This window comes from Maribacter sp., assembly GCF_039974175.1.
Taxonomy (GTDB): Bacteria; Bacteroidota; Bacteroidia; order Flavobacteriales; family Flavobacteriaceae; genus Maribacter_C.
On record NZ_JBDWJN010000013.1, the window covers coordinates 299,207 to 320,029 of the forward strand.

17 protein-coding genes and 2 tRNA genes are annotated in these 20,823 nt (G+C 40.7%); 8 read left to right on the top strand and 11 right to left on the bottom strand.

Annotated features, from left to right (window positions below):
* Positions 1–10 precede the first annotated feature (10 nt).
* Together ABJN95_RS18675 and secDF are read left to right on the top strand one after the other, a co-directional pair.
* Positions 11–640: a hypothetical protein gene (locus ABJN95_RS18675; protein ID WP_348372683.1), complete on the top strand. Its 630-nt coding sequence runs from the start codon at positions 11–13 to the stop codon at positions 638–640.
* 205 nt (positions 641–845) lie between these two features.
* Positions 846–3,821 (top strand): protein translocase subunit SecDF, encoded by a 2,976-nt coding sequence (gene secDF / locus ABJN95_RS18680; RefSeq protein ID WP_348372684.1) that lies wholly within the window; start codon positions 846–848, stop codon positions 3,819–3,821.
* A gap of 168 nt (positions 3,822–3,989) precedes the next feature.
* Here secDF and ABJN95_RS18685 read toward each other — a convergent pair whose 3' ends face one another.
* The 8 genes from ABJN95_RS18685 to folE form a co-directional block, all read right to left on the bottom strand.
* Positions 3,990–5,231: an ATP-binding cassette domain-containing protein gene (locus ABJN95_RS18685; protein ID WP_348372686.1), complete on the bottom strand. Its 1,242-nt coding sequence runs from the start codon at positions 5,229–5,231 to the stop codon at positions 3,990–3,992.
* On the bottom strand, positions 5,228–5,749 hold the full coding sequence (locus ABJN95_RS18690; RefSeq protein ID WP_348372688.1) for a GNAT family N-acetyltransferase: 522 nt from the start codon (positions 5,747–5,749) through the stop codon (positions 5,228–5,230). The genes ABJN95_RS18685 and ABJN95_RS18690 overlap by 4 nt, the downstream gene beginning before the upstream one ends.
* On the bottom strand, positions 5,746–6,609 hold the full coding sequence (locus ABJN95_RS18695) for an alpha/beta hydrolase (RefSeq protein ID WP_348372690.1): 864 nt from the start codon (positions 6,607–6,609) through the stop codon (positions 5,746–5,748). The genes ABJN95_RS18690 and ABJN95_RS18695 overlap by 4 nt, the downstream gene beginning before the upstream one ends.
* A 5-nt stretch (positions 6,610–6,614) precedes the next feature.
* Entirely contained in the window at positions 6,615–7,103 is a 489-nt protein-coding gene (locus ABJN95_RS18700) for a DUF192 domain-containing protein (protein WP_348372691.1), read from the bottom strand.
* 85 nt (positions 7,104–7,188) lie between these two features.
* Positions 7,189–8,151 (bottom strand): prolipoprotein diacylglyceryl transferase, encoded by a 963-nt coding sequence (gene lgt / locus ABJN95_RS18705; protein WP_348372693.1) that lies wholly within the window; start codon positions 8,149–8,151, stop codon positions 7,189–7,191.
* 145 nt (positions 8,152–8,296) lie between these two features.
* Positions 8,297–8,518, bottom strand: a complete 222-nt coding sequence (gene yidD, locus ABJN95_RS18710; protein WP_348372695.1) for a membrane protein insertion efficiency factor YidD — start codon at positions 8,516–8,518, stop codon at positions 8,297–8,299.
* Between the two features lie 88 nt (positions 8,519–8,606).
* Positions 8,607–10,088: a cysteine--tRNA ligase gene (cysS, locus tag ABJN95_RS18715; protein WP_348372696.1), complete on the bottom strand. Its 1,482-nt coding sequence runs from the start codon at positions 10,086–10,088 to the stop codon at positions 8,607–8,609.
* Between the two features lie 15 nt (positions 10,089–10,103).
* The gene (gene folE, locus ABJN95_RS18720; protein WP_348372698.1) at positions 10,104–10,784 is read right to left on the bottom strand and encodes a GTP cyclohydrolase I FolE; all 681 of its coding nucleotides are present in this window, start codon (positions 10,782–10,784) and stop codon (positions 10,104–10,106) included.
* Between the two features lie 135 nt (positions 10,785–10,919).
* Here folE and ABJN95_RS18725 point away from each other — a divergent pair, with 135 nt between their 5' ends.
* The gene (locus ABJN95_RS18725) at positions 10,920–12,725 is read left to right on the top strand and encodes a T9SS type B sorting domain-containing protein (protein ID WP_348372699.1); all 1,806 of its coding nucleotides are present in this window, start codon (positions 10,920–10,922) and stop codon (positions 12,723–12,725) included.
* Positions 12,726–12,845: 120 nt separating this feature from the next.
* Positions 12,846–14,294 carry a T9SS type B sorting domain-containing protein gene (locus tag ABJN95_RS18730; RefSeq protein ID WP_348372700.1) on the top strand — a complete coding sequence of 483 codons (1,449 nt, stop codon included), beginning with the start codon at positions 12,846–12,848 and terminating at the stop codon, positions 14,292–14,294.
* 153 nt (positions 14,295–14,447) lie between these two features.
* On the opposite strand, the gene ABJN95_RS18735 is transcribed toward ABJN95_RS18730, so the two are convergent.
* On the bottom strand, positions 14,448–15,953 hold the full coding sequence (locus ABJN95_RS18735; RefSeq protein WP_348372702.1) for an outer membrane protein transport protein: 1,506 nt from the start codon (positions 15,951–15,953) through the stop codon (positions 14,448–14,450).
* Positions 15,954–15,989: 36 nt separating this feature from the next.
* Positions 15,990–17,333: a hypothetical protein gene (locus ABJN95_RS18740; RefSeq protein ID WP_348372703.1), complete on the bottom strand. Its 1,344-nt coding sequence runs from the start codon at positions 17,331–17,333 to the stop codon at positions 15,990–15,992.
* Positions 17,334–17,428: 95 nt separating this feature from the next.
* On the opposite strand from ABJN95_RS18740, the gene proS reads away from it, so the two are divergent.
* From proS to rpsT, 4 genes are all read left to right on the top strand, one after another.
* Positions 17,429–18,904: a proline--tRNA ligase gene (gene proS, locus ABJN95_RS18745; protein WP_348372705.1), complete on the top strand. Its 1,476-nt coding sequence runs from the start codon at positions 17,429–17,431 to the stop codon at positions 18,902–18,904.
* A 108-nt stretch (positions 18,905–19,012) separates the two neighbouring features.
* A tRNA-Glu gene (locus tag ABJN95_RS18750) sits at positions 19,013–19,084 on the top strand.
* A gap of 46 nt (positions 19,085–19,130) precedes the next feature.
* Positions 19,131–19,202, top strand: a tRNA-Glu gene (locus tag ABJN95_RS18755).
* Between the two features lie 62 nt (positions 19,203–19,264).
* A complete protein-coding gene (rpsT, locus tag ABJN95_RS18760; protein ID WP_348372707.1) occupies positions 19,265–19,516 on the top strand; it encodes a 30S ribosomal protein S20 in 252 nt (83 codons plus the stop codon).
* 69 nt (positions 19,517–19,585) lie between these two features.
* Here the strand turns inward: rpsT and ABJN95_RS18765 are convergent, their stop codons facing one another.
* Positions 19,586–20,275, bottom strand: a complete 690-nt coding sequence (locus tag ABJN95_RS18765) for a hypothetical protein (protein WP_348372708.1) — start codon at positions 20,273–20,275, stop codon at positions 19,586–19,588.
* Between the last annotated feature and the right edge of the window lie 548 nt (positions 20,276–20,823).

Sequence of the window (20,823 nt, forward strand, 5' to 3'; positions counted from 1 at the left end):
TATTTGCCGCATGAATACAAAATGGTACATCAGTACGCTAATAATTATTCTAGCCTTAATAGGGCTAAATCAAGAGCAGGCCAAACTTGCTAATCAGCAAATTGTAGTACAATTTACTGATGTAGAAATGACTTCGGCAACTGCCCATGATGACGTATTGGCTTCAGTTACCAAAAAGTTACAAGCCTTAGGTATTGTCAATATTGAAATTATAGAAAATGACGATGCGAAATTAAGTATACGCTACTATAGTGCTATTGATGCTCTTAGCGTAGGAGAATTTCTTTCCGAGGATAGTGAATTTTCATTGACCTATAGCGATATAGATCAACTGCCGCCTAACTTTCCTAAAGACCAACTTCCAGAAACCTGTAGTCTGGTCATCTCCGATCTTCAGCAACAAACCGATGGTGGATTTGGTGTAAACGGAAAACTTGCATTCGAATTAAATCAAGATTATAAGCGATTTTCTAATCCGGTAATCCTACCGCTGAATGCCTTGACTGGCTTTGAGCACGATGCAATTGTACAAGTGGCCTACAAAGTAAATAGGGTTATTGCCATTGCGCTTGACAATACTTTACGTCCTATTCCAGAAGTTAGGGCAGGTCCTTCTCCATATGGAATAGCTACCTGCTAATTAGCATATTGTCTGTAAATACACAAAGTGCTTTTCTAAGCTTCCTTCCAAAAATAAATAGAGTTACCAAAGAATTCAATCACTTCATATGAAGTAGTAATCTTTGGTTATTCTAGACAAAACATCATAAGCAATATCAATTAATCAGAAACGATATTTATTAGTTTGCAGCTATAGAATATTGTCAAATTAAATACATACTAAAATGCAAAATAAAGGACTTATAAAGCTTTTCGCTTTATTGTTTGGGTTAGTTAGTATCTATCAACTATCCTTTACATTTATTACCAATAAGGTTGAAGATGAGGCGAGAGCACATGTGCTGCGCCAAATTCCCGATGCTGACGACCCTGAAACACGGGCAAAACAAGACCAACTGGTTGCCAGTTACTTAGATTCTGTAGGGCAGACCAAGCAATTTGGTTTCACCACCTACAACGATGCTAAGAAGAAACAATTAAACAAAGGGCTTGACCTTGAAGGGGGTATCAACGTTACCTTGCAAATTTCAATTAAAGACATCTTAAAAGGACTTGCCGATAATTCGAAAAACCCGGTCTTTAACAAAGCTTTGGCCGATGCTGATGAGTTGTCGAAGAATTCTGATGATACGTATCTCAATCTTTTCTTTGAGGCCTTTGATGAAATCAAAGGCGATACCAAACTGGCTTCCCCAGATATTTTTGCGAACAAGGGCTTAAGCGACCAGGTGAATTTTCAAATGAGCGATGATGAGGTAAAACCCATTCTTCGTACCAAAATCGACGAGGCCATAGTTTCTGCTTTTGAAGTATTGCGAGAACGTATCGATGGTTTTGGGGTTACGCAACCGAACATACAACGTTTAGGTACTTCAGGTAGAGTGCTAGTAGAACTACCGGGAGCTAAAGATGTGAAACGGGCAATCACATTGATTTCTCAAACCGCCCAATTGGAGTTTTGGGAAACATACGAATCAAATAATACAAGCTTTAGCACCTTCTTAATTCAGGCGAATGAGAAGCTAAAAACACTTGTTGATACTACTGCTGAACCAGAACCCGTCAAAGAAGCATCGGAATTAGATTCACTACTCTCTGATGTGACCGCAGATTCTCTAGATCTTGCAACTCAAGTGAACCCATTATACGATAAGTTACTTCCAGCAATTCCTGGAAGAAATGCGATGTTTAGGGCCCAAGTAAAAGATACAGCTATCATCAATAGCTATTTGAAAATGCCAGAGATTATTCGTTTGCTTCCTTCTGATATTCAGTTCACGAAGTTCGCTTGGGAACGTCCAGCAACAGAAGATGTAGAGGTTATTGATTTGTACGCACTGAAATCAAATCGTGACAATGCGCCACGAATAAGCGGTGATGTTGTTAGTGACGCACGAGACACTTTTGATCAGTTTGGTAAACCTGCTATTAGCATGAGTATGAACTCTAGAGGTGCTAAATTATGGCAGAAACTAACCAGTGATGCGAATATCAACAATACCGGCATTGCTGTAGTTTTAGATAACAAGGTTTATACTGCACCAGGCTGTTCAGTAGTCGGTGGTATTTCTGGTGGAGGAACTGAAATTACTGGAACCTTTACAGTTGCTGAAACCACTGATATTGCTAATGTACTGCGAGCAGGTAAATTGCCTGCAAGGGCAGAAATCATTCAATCAGAAATTGTAGGGCCATCTTTGGGGCAAGAAGCTATTGATAGTGGTTTGATGTCTTTCATGATTGCCATGGCTATAGTGCTAGTCTGGATGGTTTTTTACTACGGAAAGGCCGGTCTTTTTGCCGATATCGCTTTGCTGTTAAATATTCTACTAATTTTTGGAGTGCTTACAAGCATTGATGCGGTATTAACCCTTCCAGGTATCGCTGGTATTGTTTTGACTATAGGTATGTCAGTTGATGCCAACGTACTGATTTTTGAACGTATTAAAGAAGAGCTGAAAAAGGGAAAAGGAAAGGGGCAAGCAGTTGCTGATGGTTTTGAAAATGCACTTTCTTCTATTCTTGATGCCAACGTTACCACAGGTCTTACGGCCTTGATTTTGTTTGTATTCGGTTCAGGACCAATTAAAGGCTTCGCAACCACCTTACTAATTGGTATCGTAACCTCGCTCTTTACAGCAATCTTTATTACAAGGTTATTAGTAGACTGGTACATTTCAGGAAAAGGTCGAAGACTAGATTTTTCCACTGCCTTAACGAAGAACCTATTTCAGAATATCAATATTAATTTCTTAGGAAAACGAAAAATTGCCTACGTCATTTCCGCCGTTTTGGTGGCTATCGGGTTGTTTTCTCTTTTTACACAGGGACTGCAACAAGGTGTCGATTTTGTAGGAGGACGTTCCTATCAAGTACGTTTTGAGAAGTCAGTAAACCCTTCTGAGATTTCATCGGAATTGAATGATGTGTTTGGAAGCGGTACCAATGTGAAAACCTTTGGTGAAGCGAATCAAATCAAGATTACAACGCCATACAAAGTTGATGTAGAAGGTATTGAGGTTGATGAGGAGATTCAAGATAAACTCTATACTTCATTACAAAAATACTTGCCATCTGAAACCAGCAAAGCCGATTTCATAGTGGGTAGCGATGAGAAAGCTATCGGTATCATGCAATCGGTTAAAGTGGGTCCAACCATTGCCGATGATATTAAGAACAATGCGTTCTTGGCGATCATTGGATCACTTGCGGTTGTATTCCTCTACATCTTAATTCGTTTCCGTAAGTGGCAGTTTTCATTGGGAGCTGTAACAGCGGTATTCCACGATGTATTAATAGTGTTGGGTATCTTCTCGATCTTCGGAACGATTATGCCCTTTAACATGGAAATCGATCAAGCTTTTATCGCTGCAATATTAACGGTAATTGGGTACTCTCTGAACGATACGGTGGTAGTCTTTGACCGCATACGTGAGATAATTGGAGAAAAAGGTTGGCGTTCAGGTGAGAATGTAAATCTAGCCTTGAACAGTACTTTAAGTAGAACCTTAAATACCTCTTTAACGACCTTGGTGGTACTCTTAGCCATCTTCGTTTTCGGAGGTGAATCGTTGAGAGGATTTATGTTTGCCATGATTATCGGTATTATTGTGGGTACATACTCGTCTTTGTTTATTGCAACACCCGTGATGTTTGATAGCTTAAAGAAAAGTGTCAAAACAGGACAGGAAGACAAATAACCAACTCAAAGAGTATGGTCTTAAAGAGAGCTGCATGTTTACATGCGGCTCTTTTTTTTAGCAACTAGATCCTAAAGCAGTAGTCTAAAATACCATCTTGAGCACCCGAATCAGTGTTCATATGGGCAGTTTGTCGTGAGACTAAAACGCTAAAAAGTTAAATAGGGCTTAGCTTCTGCTGATGACATGGCCGGTTGATCCGTTTTCATTCATTTGTAGTTGGTATATGAAATCAGCTTTCAATCCAGGTTCCTTTCTATGCGATACGAAAATGGTAGTTGTATCACTTTCATGGGCAATTTTGTTTACCAATTCCACCAGTAGTCTGGCCGAGGTATCGTCAAGCCCTGCTGTGGGTTCGTCTAGAATAAGAAGTAGCGGGTGTTTGATCATGGCCCTGGTAGTCATAATCAAACGTTTTTCGCCCATTGACAACTCGTGAAAAAGACGATCCTTCTTATCCCATAAGTGAATCAGTTTTAGCCATTCTTTTGCCAATCTCAATTGCGATTCAGTTGGTCTTATATAAAGGCCGATGGAATCATTTAAACCCGAAATCAGCATGTTTTCTACGGTATGATATCCAGTAAATTTCATCGTCATTGCGGGGGTAAAATAGCCGATTTTTTTCTTGATATCCCAGATGCTTTCACCGCTGCCTTTCTTTTTGCCGAAGAGAAAAAGATCTTGTCCGTATCCTTTCGGATTCTCCCCAGTTAGCATAGACAATATGGTGGTTTTTCCACTACCATTCTTACCCGAAAGCTCCCAAAATTCCCCTTTTTTTATAGTCCAGTTTATGTTTCGAAGAATGGTTCTATTCTCGAAACTAACTGTAACATCACGTAGTTCTATAAGCCGCTCATGCTTAAATTCAATTGGTTGAAGAGCGTCAGGAATAGGCCTGGTAAAGGAACTATTTTCCTTAGTTTCAAATAGGTTATTTTGAGCGTCATGAATACACAAGCGGTCTGCATTCAAACTTGCAAAGTTCGATATGAATGGTAGCAAGTCTTCTTTGCGACTTATAATCTGAATGAATGTGGTTTGATGAGATCTATCAGCTAAGGTATTAACTAGCTGCTCCTGTGATTCAACATCTAAATTATCAAATGGATTATCGAGTATGATAAAATCAGTATGTTGGTCAAATAGATAATTAAGAAGTGCTTTTTTCTGTTCACCACTTGACATGGTACGAAGCGATTGGCTTGTTTCTTGGGTAATTATCTTGTTGTCATGGCGGTCTTCTTCATCTATGAATCTTTCCAAGGCCAGTGGCGAGAATAGCATGCCCTGCAAACCATTTAAAAATGAAAACTCGTCAACGGTACCCCCTAATAGTTTACGTACTAGTTTTGATTTATTAGCATCATTCGTAATTTTTATGGCCCAGTGTTGTATACTCATAAACGTATTCTGAAAATATGAGATGGGTTTTCATTATAGACTGTGGTTTTGTCTAGATGCATGCCATTATTTATAGCTACTTTTTGTGAAGGAATATTGTCTACATGAATAATGGAAATTAGCGATGCGGTTAGCCTATGTTCTTGGGCGAAGGCTTTGCATTTTTTTGCGGCTTCTGTTGCATATCCTTGTCTCCAATGCTTGGGAAGAATAGAATATCCTATTTCGAGTTCTTGAATACCATCGACGGTCTGCATCAGCAATCCGCACTGACCGATAAATTCATTGGTTTTTTTATGTACGAGTACATTCATGCCACCTAGCTTATTGTCATAGCGATGAAACGCTTTGTCAAACCATTGTTGGCAAGCAGCCACCGGGTCTTCTGGCAACCCTTCCCAAAACGCAGTGCTCAATGGATCTTGGTGAAACGCCAACCAAGTGTCAAAATCAGTGGGTTCTAGTTTTCGAAACAGCAGCCGTTCTGTTTCCTGCCCAGTAAGAAGATAATCATTCATACCAACGAATCGTTAAAAATCCAATGAAGGTTTTGTTCCCACAGCAGCTCTTTAAAAGCGGTCTTGAAAAAACCAAAGTGCCCCGGTTGCCTTTTCTTTTCTTCTGCATAATGCACTCGTTGTATTTGTGCATTCTTATATTGATCTGCTAACCAATCCACGGTTTTTTCTGGTGCATAAAAATCTTTGGGAAAGCTCCAAGACAAAATTGGTAACTTGATCTTGTCAAACAGAAACTCCGCATTCTTGAAATGCATCATATATGATGACTGCCTTCCCCAGGAAGCCCATTCATATACCATATTCTTGGGCAGGTTTTCAAACAAAGCTAATTTTTTGGATGGAAAGTATCCAAACAACGGGGTGAGAAGGGGAATTAGAACGTACCAAAATAACCACATTTTAGTCTGGTGATATCCTTCAAAATCTTTCCAGTACCCACCTTGAGAGGCAACCATGATTACTTTGTCAATTAATCCGTGATTTGGATTAAACCCAAGAATTTGTCCACCTACACTATGGGTCATAAGTGTCAAGGTTGCATCTGGATGTTCTTCTTTAGCCAAGGCAACAATTGCGGCTTGATCATTTTGGCCCCAACTTATAAGGTTTCCCGTATATTTTTTTAACTCCTTAATTGATGAATTTGATTTGCCGATACCGGCATAATCAAAGGTGTAGACCACAACTCCTTTTGAAGCACAAAAGTTGGCGAAATTTGCATAATACTTTTGTAGCACGCCAGTGGCAGAGGAAATCACCAAGCTGTGTTTGGTAGGTGTATTGCAAAAGAACTTTGAAACGGCAATAGGGTATCCGTTTGAAGTGCGAAGGCGTGATTCTTTTACCTGTACTTCCAAAAGCATTAATTTTTATGATAAGCAATTTTATCACCAACCTCCAAAAGCCATTTTTCTGCAAGACCTGCATTTACCTCTAGCACATATTGAATAGGCACTCTTGAAGAGAGCCCTGTTTCGTTCATGGGTTGAGCATTCTCTTGGAAACTGGCTATGGTTAGATCTGCCTTTAGAAATATAATGTCTAAAGGAATTTCTGTGTTCTTCATATAGAAGGAGTGCATGCGCTCATCGGGAAAGATAAAAAGCATACCCTGATGATCTTCCATGCTTTTACGGTACATCAGGCCGGTTTGGGTTTCATATTCCGACTCGGCAAATTCAATATCCAATGTGGTCAGCAGCGTATCTACCTTTTGCTTGGTGATGGTGAGCTCACCTTCCTTCGTAAAGGCTATCGGTTCTGTTTTAATTACCTTTTTTGGTTCTTCTTTACAAGAAACCAAGAGCATACCAACGATACTTAAAAAAACGATATATTTCACAACTTTCATCTTTATGAATTTAACCGCAGAGGGCGCAAAGAAATCACCAGTTTCGCACAGCGAATAGCATTCGATTGCCCTTAACGGCAACTAGCTACGCAGCACTTTTAGTTGGTCGGAACATAAAGTAAAGGCCAATAATAACGAAAGGAACGCTTAGTAGCTGCCCTATGGTCAGTCCTATATCGGTAAGTATGGATTGATCTAAATCGTTTTGCGTCTCTTTTACAAACTCTATTAAGAAGCGTATTCCCCACAGTAAGACCAAAAATGTACCAAATAAGAAGCCCGATTTGTTTCTTTTGTCGGTTTTCCAATAGATATAATATAGAATTACAAACATGATTATATATCCAACCCCTTCATATAATTGAGCTGGATGTTTGTAAGGCACGTCTTTAAGATATTCAGAGAACTCAGGCTTGTTTACCAAGGCGTCATAAGCCGCGTTCACAGTTTTTTCTTTTGTAATTGACATTGCCTTAGACTGTCCGATGCCATCTCTGACAAAACGGGTGGCAAAAATGAAAGATTCTTCTACTTGTTTTCCAACGATTTCTGAATTAAAAAAGTTGCCTAAACGCACGCAAAAAGTACCCAATGCCGACGCCACAACGGCTCTATCTAAGACCCAAAGCATTTTTAGGTCTTGCTTTCTGGCATAGAGATAAATGCCTATAATCGCTCCAATTGTAGCACCATGACTTGCTAATCCCGTAAAACCAGTGAACTCATAACCATCAATAAAACCAAAGAGCGAACCGCCTGCACTTTCTCGTATCGGCAACAATATTTCCAACAAATGATTTTGATAGTATGCCCAGTCATAAAAGAAAACATGGCCTAAACGAGCTCCTAACATTATCGATACCACACTATAAATAAAAAGCGAATCCAATTGCTCAACCGTTTTCTTTTCGTTGGTAAAAATTCGCTTCATTACAAACCAGCCGATGGCAAAAGCGGCAATCCAAAGTAGGTTGTAATATTTGATTTGCAAGGGTCCGAGGCTAAAAAGGGTTTCATTCGGATTCCAGGTAATTCCTAAAAAGTACATGTAGATTTATTTTGAGGGCTAAGATACTAAAATAGACCAAAGACCGCTGCGGTTTTAGAAGTTAGATAGCAGCGCAAACAATTTATAGCTGTCATCAGCAAATGTTCTGAATTGGAATTTGATTTCATCACCTTGGAATTCAGATTTAAGGAACCGGGTCATATCCTTTTCCACCCCATGGATTACAGCTAAAAATCCGCTTTGCCGATAGCCACCCACCTTTAAAAAGGCCATGCTTTTTTAAGGCTTCCACGGTGTATTGAGAGCAAGTGGGGGAGTAGCGACAAGTTGCCGGGGTATAGGGTGAAATCGCTTGCTGATAGAAACGTACTAGAAAAATAAAAGGAGCTATCAGTATTTTTTTCATTTAAGCTGAACTTGTTTCAGTTTCTTTTGAATTGTTTTTCAATCTGTGATAACAGCTCTTATTGTAAAGATATGGCAGGGTTAAATCTTCACGAAACACTAAATGTGGTACCTTCTTTGCCGTCTTTCAATTGAATGCCCATTGCTGACAATTGGTCTCTAATTTTATCTGAGGTGCTAAAGTCTTTATTGTCTCTTGCATCTTTCCGCAATTGAATCAACAGTTCAACCACAGCTGTTAACTTATCGGAGCCTGTACCCACATCTGTTTTTCGTTCAAGTCCTAAGACGTCGAATATGAATGCACTGAGAACCCCCTTCAAAGTAGATTTATCTGCTGCCGTAATACTTTCATTTCCTTCTTTGATCAAATTTATATGCTTAACGGCATCGAACATTTTTGCGATCAATATTGGGGTGTTGAAATCATCATTCATGGCATCATAACACTCTTGTTGCCAAGAACGAACATCGAAAGTTGACGACTTGCCTGCTTCTAATTTATCAAGGGTATCTAAAGCATCCATCAATCGGTTGTACCCCTTTTCAGAGGCCAAAAGGGCATCATTGCTTAAATCTAAGATACTGGTATAGTGGGCCTGCATCATAAAGAACCGCACTACCGAAGGGGTAAAGGCTTTGCTGAGTATGTCATTTTCTCCGGTAAAGATTTCTCCCGGAAGGATATTGTTACCAGTTGACTTTGCCATTTTTTTGCCGTTCATCGTAAGCATATTGGCATGCAACCAATATCGAACAGGTGCATGGCCATTGCTCGCTTCAGCCTGTGCGATTTCACATTCGTGATGCGGGAATTTTAAATCCATTCCACCACCATGAATATCAAAAGTTTCTCCGAGATATTTGGTACTCATTGCGGTGCATTCTAAGTGCCAACCCGGAAAACCGTCTCCCCAAGGAGAAGGCCATCGCATAATGTGTTGGGGTTCCGCCCTTTTCCAAAGCGCAAAATCTTGCGGACTTTTCTTTTCATCTTGACCGGTAAGCTCGCGGGTATTGGCAATCATATCTTCCAATTTACGGCCGCTTAACTTTCCGTATTCATAGCTTTCGTTGAATTTGGCAACGTCAAAATATACCGAGCCATTCTGCTCGTAGGCATATCCTTTTTCAAGAATGTCTTTGATGATTTCTATTTGCTCAATGATGTGGCCCGTTGCAGTAGGTTCTATGCTCGGAGGTAGAAAATTGAACTTTTGAAGTATATTGTGAAAATCAACGGTATAGCGCTGCACAACTTCCATGGGCTCTAACTGCTCAAGACGTGCTTTTTTGGCAATTTTATCCTCTCCATCTTCCGCATCATCGACCAAATGCCCAGCATCGGTAATATTTCTGACGTATCGCACTTTGTACCCCAGATGTTTGAAGTAGCGGAATATCATGTCAAAAGACATAAACGTGCGGCAATTACCCAAATGTACATTGCTGTAAACCGTTGGGCCACAAACATACATACCGATATGACCTTCGTTCAAGGGTTTGAAAATTTCTTTTTTGCCAGAAAGGGAATTATAAAGCTTGAGCTGTTGGTTTTGGTACAATTGCATTATTGGAGCAAAGGATTAGAAGTTGGTGTCTAAATTCAAGTAATCTAAAAATTCGCGACGCACCGATTCTTCCTTGAATTTTCCGCCGTATTCGGCAGTTACGGTGCTGCTATCTATATCGCGTATTCCTCTAGAGTTTACACAAAGGTGTTTCGCATCAATAACGCAGGCAACATCTTCAGTCTCCAAGACTTTTTGCAATTCGCGAACGATTTGAATATTTAGGCGTTCTTGTACCTGAGGTCGTTTTGCATAGTAATCTACAATACGATTCATTTTAGAAAGTCCAACAACAGTTCCGTTTGAGATATAGGCGATATGCGCTTTCCCCACTATCGGAAGCAAGTGGTGTTCACAGGTGGAATACAACGTAATGTTTTTCTCCACCAGCATTTCACCATACTTGTATTTGTTTTCAAAAGTTGACGATTTGGGCTTTCTGTCGGGGTGAAGACCTCCAAAAATTTCATCAACAAACATTTTCGCAACCCGATTCGGGGTTCCTTTCAAACTATCATCATCAAGGTCAAGGCCAAGAGTTAGCATAATCTCCCTAACATTTTCCTTAATACGTTCGATTTTCTCTTCATCATTCAATAGGAAGGCGTCATCACGCATGGGGGTGTCTTCGGATGAGGAAACGTGACCGTCTCCCATGTCCTCAAAATGCTCTTTCAATGTGCTGTCAATTTTCATTTAATATGACTTTTACGAACAGCAAAGATATACATAATATGGCACTTTATACCTGATTTAGGCTATTACACAACATAAATTGGTGTTAAGAAATGGAGTGGGTTATTTTTATATTTTATGAGGCTTAACCTACAAATGAAGCATCTTAGCATTGTTTTTAGCGCAATCTTTTGTGTTGCCGTCACCAATACCTATGCCCAAGTTTCGCCAGACTGTGGTAATGCCGTACCTATTTGCAACAATACACCAGCAAACGGTGGAACGATCGGATTTGGTGTTGATGATTTCAACGGTGCTGCAACAAGCGGTTGTTTGGAACAAACCATTACCAATGCCATTGAGTCAAATTCGGCCTGGTACCGTTTTAGAACCGGGGCCTCAGGTCAACTTGGCTTTAATCTCGGCATAGATAGTGCCGATGATTGGGATTTTGCTTTGTACAGAGCCAGTGACTGTAATTCTTTAGGAGACCCCATACGTTGTAACTTTTTTGATAATCAAGATCAAGACGCTTTCTTGGGCGTAGGTGAAGATCCAACAGGTAATACTAGTAATATTCAATATGAAGATTGGATCGATGTAACAGCAGGAGAGGATTATTATTTGCTCATCAACAATTTCAGCAACACCAACTCGGGCTTTTCGATTCAATTTTCGGGAAACATTTTTATTACCAATCCTACTGATGCTCTTGATTGTTCTATAGTTAGTAATCTATTAGGACCTCCCGTTTCAGCTTGCGAAGGAGCCCATGTTACCTTAGACGCTACCACAAGCAACGCTGTAACTTATAATTGGTTCACAGATACAGGAGCTGGTTTTCAACCCATTGTAGGGGAGCATGCCGCTATGTTAGCGGTTTCCAGTACAGCGACGTATAGGGTGGAAGTTGTACGACCAGCAGGAAATAATATTATTAGCGATGTCCAGGTCGGATTCTCCGTTATGCCGACGGTTTTTGCGCTGGCAGATGTTGGGGTATGCTCTGCCGATACAACTGTCGATTTATTGGCCAAAGATACGGAGGCCTTGGGAAGTCAAAATCCCGATGATTTTGTCGTTAGTTATCACCCTACATTAGCAGATGCCGATAGCGGGGCCAATGCGCTTCCGAAATTACTGTCTACTCCCGCAGCTTCAATACCTATTTATGTTCGGGTAACTTCAGTGATAAACCCCAATTGTTATGATGCCTCGCAACAATTTCACCTAAACTTGTTGGAAACTCCCGTTTTAGACTTTCCTTCTGAGGTGTTCATCTGTGATGGTGCGGCAGCCATAACCATAGGATCTCTTGTTGCTCTGCCGTTTCATACTTATAGTTGGGACTCTGGTGAAACGACATCTAGTATTGACGTTACTCAAGGAGGTACCTATTCGCTTACAGTTACCAACACACAAAATGGCCTAAGCTGTTCAAATACACAAGCGGTAACTGTCGTGGTATCAATCCCACCAGTGATTGCTAATATTGAGATTGAAGATCTGCAGGAGGAGAATACGGTGAGTGTGTTCACACAACAAGCGGGCGACTGGGAATATAGTCTCGACAATGGCGCGTTTCAATCCTCCTCCATATTTCAGAACGTTTTGCCGGGCTCGCACTCGATTACGGTTAATGATATCAGAGGCTGTGGATCGGTAACCGAACAAATTGTGGTTGTAGGTTTTCCTAAGTTTTTTACCCCCAACGGAGATAATATGCATGATTATTGGCAAATAGACGGCGTTTCGAATTTGGAAAATCCATCCGTTTTTATTTATGATCGTTTTGGTAAACTTTTGGCTCAGTTAACCGCCAATAGCCAAGGCTGGGATGGAACTTTTGCTGGCAAGCCATTACCTTCCTCAGATTATTGGTTTAAACTCACTTATAGTGATACCAACGGGCAAATAACCGAAGCCAAGTATATCAACAATCATTTCTCTCTAAGACGTTGAGCATTGGGCTTGCATGTGCAGTTTATCGATAAACGGCATAAATTCCCGATAAAACATACTAAATCAGGCTTGATGGAGTTATACTCTGTAGAGAATTGTACCCTATTTAGCCCTAAATCTATGCGAACACTTCTTTGTGTCCTCTCTTGCACGCTGCTGTTATCGATATCAGTAAGCGCTCAATCAAACAACTCAGCTGACTGTAGAACGGCTATACCCATATGTGCAGATGGTCTTGTTACTATTATGCCTGATGTGGATGGTCTTGGTGATATTGATGATTTCGATCCGGAAGTCATTCTTCAAACTGGTTGTTTAGAAAAAGGTAGCAATAGCTCTGCAAATATTGAAAACAACACTTCTTGGTTTGTTTTTCGTGCAGGTACTGGCGGCCAGGTAGGTTTTGATATTGAAGCCTTACCTGTATCGGGTACCACAGTGACTTCTGAATGGGATTTTGCGGTCTATGGCCCCGATGTAGATTGTGGTGATATTAGCAATGGAACGGCACAGCCTATTCGTTGTAACTATGAAGTAAATGATACCAACTTTACCGGAATTGGTGTCAATCCCATAAGCGGTGAGGAAGGTGCTCCTTTTGTAACCCAAAGTTTAAATACCTACGATGAGTGGTTAGATGTGCAACCCGGTGAAATTTACTATATACTGATCAACAATTACAATACGAATTTTGACGGTGACCCAGAGTCTTTTATGTTCACATTTACGGGAAGCTCAGTAGACGCTGATCAAGATACGGCTATAGATTGTACGCTAAGAGATGAGTTTTTAGGGCTTGATATTGTAGCCTGTGAAGGTGACCCAGATATTACCTTGAGTGCTTTGAATTCTCCTGCAGGTGCTGATATCGCAAGCGTAGCTTGGACCGTTGATTATGATGATGATGGCACTATTGATGATACCTTAACAGGTACGGGGCCTTTTGGTGCTGAATATGTGGTTACTAGCCCTAATTCAGGCCGCTATTTTGCCGTAATTACTACAACTTCAGGAACCCCTTTAACGGTTGCAGATGAAGGAGGTATATTAATTACCTTTTACGGAATACCAGTGTTGGATCGAGTAGAAATCTTAGAGACGAACCTTTCCATAGACCCTGACCAGAATAACATTGAGTTTTTTGTAGATGGTGACAGTGACTACGAATTTGCCATTAATGGAGGCGAGTTTCAAGATGATCCTGTTTTTCTAGACGTTCCACCAGGATTGAATACCGTTATTATCAATGACAAAAACGGGTGTGGAACTACAGAACCCATTGAATTTTTGGTGGTAGGCTATCCTAAATTTTTCACTCCGAACGGTGATGGAATGCATGAAACTTGGAATGTATTGGGTATAGAAACCCTAGAAGACCCTATGGTGTTCGTTTTTGACCGTTATGGGAAACTCTTAAAACAGCTTGACGCAGTTGGAGGTTGGGATGGTACTTTTAACGGCCGACCTATGCCGTCTTCTGATTATTGGTTCAGGTTTGAATATGGAGAACAAGAAAATGGAGCCCTGGTCGCCAAAACCCGTAAAACCCATTTTACCTTAAAGCGATAAAAGTGTCTTTCGCAGTCTCAGCTTAAGACCAAGTCGGGCGGCTAGTCAAAGGAACATAATACTGAGGAGTCAATGCAATGCACTATGGCCACGCAGTTATCTTTTTTGTTTTATCGTTATAGCAACCTTCGCTAATCCGCCATCAGTAGGCAATTAAAAATTAATGGTATAACTTAAGGTACCGTTCATAGAAACACCATTGACCAAGGCTGGGGTATTTATGCCCGTATCAAACAAACTTTGCGCTACATCGCGTTCCGTTCGATTTAGGGCTAAATCTAATCGGCTGCTACCGAAGTTATACCCAATTCCACCAGAGATTCCTTCCAAATCGCCTATGGTGTTTGCGTTTTCATACGGACTCTCTTCAAAGCGATATCCTGCTCTAAGACTAAATCTTTCAATGCGATATTCTCCTCCTAAGCGAAATGAACTGACCGCCCCAAGTTCGTTGGCGATATCTGTATTAACGGCGGCGAAATTGGCATCACTTGTCGGACTCAATTCTGCTTTTGACATATCTTGGTATCCATAGTCAAAGCTCAATAATCCGTTTTTTCCGAATATTAGCGCCAAGCTTCCCGTAAGCTTTGCAGGTGTTTTTATTCTGTAGGTTGGAAAAATATTGATACGATCAAAATTTATGAAATTAATATTGTCATCTGCCAAATCAGATGAAATGCGCTGGGAAAGCTCATCTTCCAAGCGATACCATGTTGGCGATTGATAGCTGCCACCAACACGAACGAAGTCGCTCAGTTTGGCTATAGCCCCCACGTTAAGTGAAAACCCTGCGCCCTGCGTAAATAATCTATTGTCAAAAGTTGTGCGTTGAATTTCAGAATCGGCATTGTATCCTGTCTCTGTAAACTCATCGTATTGGTTATAGAGAATGCTGTGGAAATTAAGCGATGCCCCTACATATAATCGGTCGTTATACTCTGAGGCAAGATTCAGGGTGAACTTGCTATTATAACCCGAGGTAATTCTTGAAAATTCTTGATTCACGTTGGTATAGCCAGCATTACTGATATAAGCCGTGTTATCGTTTTCATTAACCGCTGGATCGATCAGACCGCCAAAGTATCCTAAGAACGCTTGCTGATCTCCAAAACCTTGGCTTGCCCCGATATCTAGATAGGCATCTTCTATAAATTCTCCTTCTTGAAGTAAAATATCCCCAAAAGGTACCCCTTGAGCAAAGTTCAAAAAGTAGTTGTCAATTCCCTCTGCAGACGTTCCTGAGGCATATATGTTGTCATCAAAGTTTTCAGTGATATCATAGTTGAATGCTAGGGCCACCTTGCTCCATCCTGCGTCTTTGTTGGTACTTTTGAAAACCAAAACAGCACCGGCTTGATTAATTTCAGCATAATTTGGCGAGCTGGCTGTAAGATTCCCGTTATAACTGATTGCATTGTCTCGATTGTAAACCGTTCCGGAAACGGTTCCCAGATTGTTGTTGAATACGGCAGATCCTGCGGGGTTGATATTCAAGGCAGACAAATCACCACCCAGGGCACCAAAGGCACCACCCAATCCTTGAAAGCGAGCCGTTCCTTGTAGGTTTTCTGAACTATAACGGAGGGCATCGGTAATGTTTTGAGCACTAGCGATTGAACATACCAATAGCACGATGAAAGTTAAGTTTCTTTTCATTTTTTTAGTTTTAAACTGTACCTGATTGATTAGGGCTTATTGTCTTCCTCTGCTTGAAGATCTACCACCACCTGAAGATCTAGCTCCTCCAGAAGATCTTGAGGAACCGCCAGAACTTCTATAGCTGCCTGAACTTCTAGAGCTGCTACCTGAACTTCTGTAGCTGCCACTGCTTCTTGAGCCCGAACTACGGCCAGAAGAACGGTAACTGCTACTTCTCGGAGCTGAACTTCTGTATGACTGGTTGCTTCTAGAGCTTCTGCTGTACGAGCCACTGCTTCTGGTTCTACTACCAGAACTCCTGTAAGTAGAGGTTCGCGGTATTGAAGATCGTGTTGTACTTCGGGTGTTGGCCGTACCTCTTTGATAACCGCTTGTACGAGGCGTACTACTTCTGTAGTATTGATTGCTTCTTGAAGAGCTGTTGTATCGAGGAGTTGCTCTGGTGCTTCTGCTCGTTCTGTACGAACGATTTTGATTTACCCCGACTGATCGTCTTGAAGCGATACCACTTCTATTGCTTCTGATACTTCTGTTGGTAGTACTTCTTGCACTTGACCTTCCAGTAGTTCTACTGCTTCTATAGCGAGATGCTGTCGCGCTTCTAGAGGTATTTAAGTTTGATCTACCTCTGAACGCACTACTTGAATTTGTACGTGTTAGCGGTCTGTTATTGTTGTAGTAACCTCGTCGTGAAGAGTTATAGGCATAACCTCTGTTGCCGTAGCCCCAACCTCTGTTGCCATAGCCCCAATTATTGCCCCAGCCCCAGTTGTTCCAGCCCCAGCCACCGTAGCCAGCCCAGCCCCAGTTATTCCAGCCTCCCCAGCCCCATCTATTCCATCGGTTCCAACGATTCCAGCCCCATCCATAGCCGCCGTAACCCCAGCCGTTATTCCATAGCCAAGGATCGTTCCATCCCCATCCAAATCCAGCGCCACCCCAGCCCCAGTTGTTCCATCCATTGTCGTAGATGTTGATGTTAACGCTAGTCGGGTTATCACCCCATCCGCCATTTCCGGCATAGTCGTTGTCGGAGGTGTAATACTGACTGAGATCAACTTCGGAAATACTATCATTTTCTACACCACTAGAGTATGAATCGACATCTGTAAAGATTTCGCCCTCTAAAATTTCACCATACTGATCGGCTTTCTGCCCAAAGTACTCGGAGTACGTATTGTCACCTTTCTTCTGCACTTTTTGAGCCTGCTGACGCGGAGCCCTATCTACAGAAACACGGGTTTCGTTAGATCCGTAAATACCATCATTATCATAATAAGACGCTTGTTGGTATGAGCCACAGGAAACAACTAGAAGACCGACCACAGCGAATAAGGCCGCAGTGCGAAATTTTTGGAGGTGTAGGGATTGTATCATCGTTGTAATTTAAATTGTTGAACATTATAAAAATAGTTAGTTTTACCAACTATTTATGACAAACATTAACACAATATTTGTGCCAAACTTAAGAAATGGGTAAAAATTTAACGACAAGAAAGGAAGATTATTCCAAATGGTACAATGAACTCGTTGTAAAGGCTGATTTAGCCGAAAATTCGGGAGTTCGAGGATGTATGGTGATCAAACCATACGGCTTTGCCATTTGGGAAAAAATGCAAGCAGGTTTGGACAAGATGTTCAAGGAAACAGGTCACGAAAATGCCTATTTCCCACTATTCATTCCGAAATCATATTTGAGCAAGGAGGCAAGTCATGTTGAAGGTTTTGCAAAGGAATGTGCCGTAGTTACGCATTATAGGCTGAAAAATGCAGAAGATGGAAGTGGCATCATCGTTGATCCTGAGGCTAAATTAGAAGAGGAGCTGATCGTAAGGCCAACTTCAGAAACCATAATTTGGGATACCTACAGGAGATGGATTCAGTCTTATCGTGATTTGCCGCTGCTGATCAATCAATGGGCAAATGTCGTACGCTGGGAAATGCGCACACGTCTTTTTCTGCGTACCTCAGAGTTTTTGTGGCAAGAAGGGCATACGGCTCATGCTACCGAAAAGGAGGCTATAGAAGAAGCAGAACAGATGATGCACGTATATGCGGAGTTTGCTGAAAATCACATGGCGGTACCTGTAATTCGAGGAATAAAAACGGAGAGCGAACGCTTTGCAGGAGCCGTTGAGACCTATTGCATCGAAGCCTTGATGCAAGACGGAAAGGCATTGCAAGCGGGTACATCACACTTTTTAGGGCAAAATTTTGCAAAAGCCTTTGATGTGAAATTCGCTAACAAAGAGGGGCAAAAAGAACATGTTTGGGCCACTTCTTGGGGAGTTTCCACAAGATTGATGGGAGCCTTGGTGATGACGCATAGCGACGATAACGGACTCGTACTTCCTCCTAAATTGGCACCTATTCAAGTGGTTATTGTGCCCATTTACAAAGGCTTAGATCAGTTGGATGTAATTTCTGAAAAAGTGAAGCCGCTGGTAAAAGAGTTACGTGCCAAAGGTATTTCGGTAAAATTTGATAATCGCGATACTCACAAACCAGGCTTTAAATTCAATGAATACGAATTGAAAGGCGTGCCCGTACGTTTGGCAATTGGGCAACGTGATTTGCAGAATGGCACCTACGAAATTGCACGTAGAGATACACTTGAAAAAGAAACCGTTGCTACAGATGAGGTCGTTGCTAAAATTGAATTTTTGATGGAGGATATTCAAAAGAACATTTATCAAAAAGCTTTTGATTACAGAGAAGAACATATTACTCCGGTAACTTCCTATGAAGAATTCAAGAAAGTATTAGAGGAAAAAGGAGGATTTATAGCAGCCCATTGGGATGGAACTATCGAAACTGAAGATCGTATAAAAGAGGAGACCAAAGCGACGATACGATGCATTCCTATTGATGTTCGCGAAGAGGCAGGAAGCTGCATGGTGACGGGAAAACCTTCATCACATCGTGTACTTTTTGCCAAAGCATATTAAAAGATGTAAAGAAATTATATCTGGGTGTTGTGATAGTTAAAAATAATTGTATTTTTGCACCCGCCTTTATAATATTTTCAAAGCAATAGTGTAGAGGTTTGACATCATGGCCCGTTCGTCTAGGGGTTAGGACGCCAGGTTTTCATCCTGGTAACAGGGGTTCGATTCCCCTACGGGCTACTTGGTTAATTCAAAATTCAATTTGAGAATTCTGAATTGGTTTAACGGCCCGTTCGTCTAGGGGTTAGGACGCCAGGTTTTCATCCTGGTAACAGGGGTTCGATTCCCCTACGGGCTACAAAAGTTCGAGTGGGATTGGCGAAGAAGGATATTAAAAAATTATAATTTAAGAAATAGAAGATGGCAAATCACAAGTCAGCATTAAAAAGAATCAGAAGAAACGAAGCCGTACGTCTTCGTAACAGGTATCAGCATAAAACAATGCGTAGCGCATTGAAGAAGTTGCGTTCTGAAGAGAAGAAAAAAGATGCTGAGGCTTTGTTACCGAGTGTTGTAAGTATGATCGACCGTTTGGCGAAACGCAATGTTATTCATTCCAACAAGGCGGCCAACTTAAAGAGTAAATTGGCAAAGCATATTGCTGCTATGTAAATTTACCATTGCTAAAATATTTAAATGCCCTAACGAGAGTTAGGGCATTTTTTGTTCAGGAATTTTTTATCAAGTGTCTTCAAACGAAAAATTGCCCTTCATTTGTAGAAAACCCATAATAAAGCACGCATACATGACCACTATAAGCACATAATGTACTTGCCGTAGATAGAACTCCTGATAAAATTCTGGGTCATGCCGTGCTATTAGCATAATTATGGGGAAGAACAAATTGAAAATCAAAAGACCAATACCAATCCATACTAGGGGAAGGTTGTTTTGTTCTATTCTGTATTTAGAATCTATAAGATAGAGTAGAATAGCCATGATCAACACTGCCGACCCAACTGCCAATGCATAGGTCTGCGGGAAGATAATCCAGTTTTCAAAAAATGGATTGATGGCCGTTGCGATTACATATACAAACGCACCATATTTAATCGGTGTCTTGAGATTTCTGACTTTGATTGCTTTGTAGAAAATAGTGTAGAAGTAGAAAAAGAAAACCCAATCATAGATGTTAAAAAAAGCGTTATTAGCATAGGGGTATTCCTCAGAATAATTGATTTGAAAATCTTCAAAATTTGCAATCAAGTAACCTAGCGCCTCGGTCAGGATGGTGTACCCGATAAAGATGGGAAAATATTTCAATACACTATCGAAATACCGCTCGTAACGCACAAGAGCTATCACCAATACCGCGAAGTATAAAAGGAAAAAGTAATTGGTTTTTAAAAAATCCAGAATGACTTGACTCATTGTGACCTAAAATACCAAAAACGATTTAAAGAAGAGAAAAATTGTTTCAGTTCTCTTCTTCTTGAATCGGTTTCATTCGACGCATTCTAAAGAAGCCTATCAAAAAACATATGTACATCAATCCAATTAAGGCCAAATGAATTTCTCTTAAGTTGTATTCTTCATAAGTCGTTGCATCCCAAATCCAATTTGAAATGAGGAAAGGATAAGCTGAGTAAAAAAGTAATAATCCAATACTTATCCAAAATAACAAATTTCTATGATTTTTAAGTTTCACTTTCTTCTTATGCAGTTCGAAAAAATAAAACAAAATGCTTCCAATTAAAACCAATGAACCTATCAAAACTGCGTAAGACTGGGGAAGAATCCGGAGGTCTTGAAAAAAAGGATTTACAATGCTGGCAACTACAAATAAAACCCCTCCGTATTTTATGAACTCCCTACTATTTGAATTGGAATTTGTTTTCCAAAAAACATAGAAAAAGTATAAATAAAAAATAAAATCAAAAATGTTATAAATGAGCGCATTGTAATTTGAAAATTCTTGC

What these genes read in the sequence shown, in the direction of transcription:
- ABJN95_RS18690 (WP_348372688.1), bottom strand. Translation starts at nt 5,749, where the DNA reads ATGAATGATTATCTTCTTACTGGGCAGGAAACAGAACGGCTGCTGTTT.
- ABJN95_RS18685 (WP_348372686.1), bottom strand. Translation starts at nt 5,231, where the DNA reads ATGAGTATACAACACTGGGCCATAAAAATTACGAATGATGCTAATAAA.
- cysS (WP_348372696.1), bottom strand. Translation starts at nt 10,088, where the DNA reads ATGCAATTGTACCAAAACCAACAGCTCAAGCTTTATAATTCCCTTTCT.
- ABJN95_RS18725 (WP_348372699.1), top strand. Translation starts at nt 10,920, where the DNA reads ATGAAGCATCTTAGCATTGTTTTTAGCGCAATCTTTTGTGTTGCCGTC.
- yidD (WP_348372695.1), bottom strand. Translation starts at nt 8,518, where the DNA reads ATGAAAAAAATACTGATAGCTCCTTTTATTTTTCTAGTACGTTTCTAT.
- secDF (WP_348372684.1), top strand. Translation starts at nt 846, where the DNA reads ATGCAAAATAAAGGACTTATAAAGCTTTTCGCTTTATTGTTTGGGTTA.
- ABJN95_RS18700 (WP_348372691.1), bottom strand. Translation starts at nt 7,103, where the DNA reads ATGAAAGTTGTGAAATATATCGTTTTTTTAAGTATCGTTGGTATGCTC.
- ABJN95_RS18765 (WP_348372708.1), bottom strand. Translation starts at nt 20,275, where the DNA reads ATGAGTCAAGTCATTCTGGATTTTTTAAAAACCAATTACTTTTTCCTT.
- lgt (WP_348372693.1), bottom strand. Translation starts at nt 8,151, where the DNA reads ATGTACTTTTTAGGAATTACCTGGAATCCGAATGAAACCCTTTTTAGC.
- ABJN95_RS18735 (WP_348372702.1), bottom strand. Translation starts at nt 15,953, where the DNA reads ATGAAAAGAAACTTAACTTTCATCGTGCTATTGGTATGTTCAATCGCT.
- rpsT (WP_348372707.1), top strand. Translation starts at nt 19,265, where the DNA reads ATGGCAAATCACAAGTCAGCATTAAAAAGAATCAGAAGAAACGAAGCC.
- proS (WP_348372705.1), top strand. Translation starts at nt 17,429, where the DNA reads ATGGGTAAAAATTTAACGACAAGAAAGGAAGATTATTCCAAATGGTAC.
- ABJN95_RS18675 (WP_348372683.1), top strand. Translation starts at nt 11, where the DNA reads ATGAATACAAAATGGTACATCAGTACGCTAATAATTATTCTAGCCTTA.
- ABJN95_RS18730 (WP_348372700.1), top strand. Translation starts at nt 12,846, where the DNA reads ATGCGAACACTTCTTTGTGTCCTCTCTTGCACGCTGCTGTTATCGATA.
- folE (WP_348372698.1), bottom strand. Translation starts at nt 10,784, where the DNA reads ATGAAAATTGACAGCACATTGAAAGAGCATTTTGAGGACATGGGAGAC.
- ABJN95_RS18740 (WP_348372703.1), bottom strand. Translation starts at nt 17,333, where the DNA reads ATGATACAATCCCTACACCTCCAAAAATTTCGCACTGCGGCCTTATTC.